At 47.0% G+C, this 706-nt stretch carries 1 protein-coding gene and 1 pseudogene; both read right to left on the reverse strand.

All coding sequences use genetic code 11. The annotated features are described in order from the left end of the window. Positions 1-414: pseudogene (locus ACS8FD_RS20605) on the reverse strand (acyl-CoA desaturase); the annotation flags it as partial. 18 nt (positions 415-432) lie between these two features. After that, the gene (locus tag ACS8FD_RS20610; RefSeq protein ID WP_439277238.1) at positions 433-600 is read right to left on the reverse strand and encodes a 2Fe-2S iron-sulfur cluster-binding protein; all 168 of its coding nucleotides are present in this window, start codon (positions 598-600) and stop codon (positions 433-435) included. Between the last annotated feature and the right edge of the window lie 106 nt (positions 601-706).

Below are 706 nucleotides of genomic sequence, written 5' to 3' on the forward strand. Positions count from 1 at the left end.
ATGCTGCATCCAATCATACTGACCGTGCATGACATTGTGACCAAGCTCCATGTTGTTTAATATCTTGCTAAAACTTAGTAAAGAAGTACCTAATAGCCAAATGCTCAATTGCTTACGGCGTGAAGAGGGACATGCGGCAACAGCAAGCAGACCACGTGCTAGTATTTCACTATAAACGACAGCAGCATAAATGCGCTGAATATAGCGCGCATCCTCTGCACCAAGCGATGCCATGACACTCTGATATAACGCATCTAACTCAGCAGCCATCGTCTCAGTTTGTGCCTTTGATAGGGGCGCGCTGCTTAATGTCGGGTAACGAGTCTGCGCTACCCATCGCTTATCTACTACAGACTGAATAGGGGTAGTAGGGAGCGCGGATCGAGCACTAAACATAGGCGGTAATAAACGCATAAAAAGTCCTTTATTATATTAAATATCGAGCACAACATCGGTTACAGGTACATTAATACAAGTCTGAATAGACTCAAAACCTTCACCGCTGACAACCCCTGTCTGGATGTTTTTGACTTGACCGCTGATTTTTTGGCAGCGGCACAGATGACAAATGCCTTGACGACAACCATAGGGCAGGCGTATACCCGCCGCTTCAGCGCTTCAGCGCTTCAGCGCTTTTGAGCAAAGTAGTACGGCTAGTAAACTGCCGCTGTCGTCCGCGTAAATGTACGGTTCGCGCTATGCTATC

It is taken from the genome of Psychrobacter sp. 1U2 (assembly GCF_051847575.1).